Here is a 1,676-nt window from a genome sequence, read left to right on the forward strand (position 1 = left end):
ACAGCCGGCATTCACCGTCGATTTGCATGATCGCAAAACGGGTTCGATGCCTTACGCTTCGGCCATGCCCATACGCCGCATCACCGGCCCGTACGCGGGCCACTACGTCGCCGCCCGGGCCGAGTACCGGCACGGTGGCTGGCAAGGTTTCGCCAAGGTGTTCGACTACCGCCCGGTGGCCGGTGCCGACTTCGACACCGCGCCCGGCGCGGTGGCAGACGTGGTCGGCAGTTGGGTCGAAGCGCCCAGCGAGCTGGACGCGGTGCAGAGCGCCGAACGCGTCGCCCGCAACTTCATCGCACAGCTGACCGAAGACGACGCCTGAACGGGGCTCCGCTCAGCCCGGCAGCTGGTACTCGAAGCACCAGTAGTAGCTCAGCCCGGCCAGCGCTGTCGGGTTCGGCAAGGGCCTGCCCATGCCATCGATCAGCGCGACCAGCTCTTCACGGCTCGGGAAGTTCTTCAGCACCCGGTGCGTCGAGCCATCGGCCAGCCGACGCGCCTGGTAGCTGTCGCCAGCGGCATCGATCTCGCTGATCGCATGGTTGCTGCCGGCGACAAACTGGTTGTCGATCAGCAGCACGCGGGCGCCCGGCGCCAGGCAGCAGTGCAGGCCTTGCAGGAATTCGCGGCGGCGCGCGATGGGCACATGCGAGAACCAGAAGCCTGCAAACGCCGCGTCCAGCCCGCGCCAGTCTTCGGGCAGCGCATAGGCATCGCCCTCGCGGAACGTGACCCGGTCCGGCGCCACGCGCTGCTGCGCGATCGCCATCGTCTCGGGTGACGCATCCAGCGCCAGCACATGCTTTGCCGCCGGCGCGATGAACTGGGTCCAGAACCCGGTGCCACACGCCACCTCCAGCACCCGCAAGCCTTCGAAGCGCCTCGGCAGCTCGGCTTGCAGCAGGGCAATGTCGGCCTGCCGCTCCGGCTTCTCGTAGACCAGGTCGTACTCGGGCGCACGCGCCGCGTAGTAGCGCTGCATGCCTTGCGCGCTGCCATCGGTTTCGGCCGGTGCCATCAGGCACCTGTTTGACGGGCCGCCGTTCACAGCTTGCGATGCGCCAGTGCCGGCAATTGCACGCGCACGGTGTCGCGCCGGGTCTGCGCAAGGTCGGCGATGGCGATGCCGGGGCCTTCGTCGACGACGGACAGGACTTCGCCCCAGGGGTCGATGACCATGCTGTGGCCCCAGGTGCGGCGGCCGTTTTCGTGTTCGCCGCCTTGCGCACTGGCCAGCACGTAGCACTGGTTCTCGACCGCGCGGGCGCGCAGCAGCAGTTCCCAGTGGTCGCGGCCCGTGGTGTAGGTGAAGGCGGCGGGCACGACGATCAGGTCGCAGAGCGGCTGCATCATCGCGCGGAAAAGCTCGGGGAAGCGCAGGTCGTAGCAGATGGCCAGGCCCACGCGCAGGTCCACCCCGTCCACCTTCGCGTCGAAGGTGGCGGGCGTGTCGCCGGGCTCCAGCACACGCGCTTCGTCGTAGCGCTCCTTGCCGTTGTCGAACGAGAACAGGTGGATCTTGTCGTAGCGGATGACCCGCTCGCCATCCGGGTTCCACACGCAGCAGGCGTTGCGCACGCGGCCCGGCTGCGTGCCATGGATCGGCAGCGTGCCGCCCACCAGCCACAGCCCATGTTCACGCGCCATCGCGGCCAGCGCGTCCTGGATCGGGC

At 68.7% G+C, this 1,676-nt stretch carries 3 protein-coding genes; 1 reads left to right on the forward strand and 2 read right to left on the reverse strand.

The genetic code is table 11. The annotated features are described in order from the left end of the window. The coding region (locus tag FKP22_RS29520; RefSeq protein ID WP_211361659.1) for a hypothetical protein at window positions 1-325 on the forward strand (325 nt) is incomplete at its 5' end. A gap of 12 nt (window positions 326-337) precedes the next feature. Here FKP22_RS29520 and FKP22_RS29525 read toward each other — a convergent pair. Both FKP22_RS29525 and FKP22_RS29530 read right to left on the reverse strand, forming a co-directional pair. Continuing rightward, a complete protein-coding gene (locus FKP22_RS29525; RefSeq protein ID WP_141291768.1) occupies window positions 338-1,021 on the reverse strand; it encodes a class I SAM-dependent methyltransferase in 684 nt (227 codons plus the stop codon). Window positions 1,022-1,047: 26 nt separating this feature from the next. After that, a partial coding sequence (locus FKP22_RS29530; RefSeq protein ID WP_141291770.1) for a carbon-nitrogen hydrolase family protein occupies window positions 1,048-1,676 on the reverse strand: 629 nt, incomplete at its 5' end.

Origin of the sequence: Ideonella azotifigens (assembly GCF_006519715.1) — a bacterium.
GTDB lineage: Bacteria > Pseudomonadota > Gammaproteobacteria > Burkholderiales > Burkholderiaceae_C > Ideonella > Ideonella azotifigens.

What these genes read in the sequence shown, in the direction of transcription:
- FKP22_RS29525 (WP_141291768.1), bottom strand. Translation starts at nt 1,021, where the DNA reads ATGGCACCGGCCGAAACCGATGGCAGCGCGCAAGGCATGCAGCGCTAC.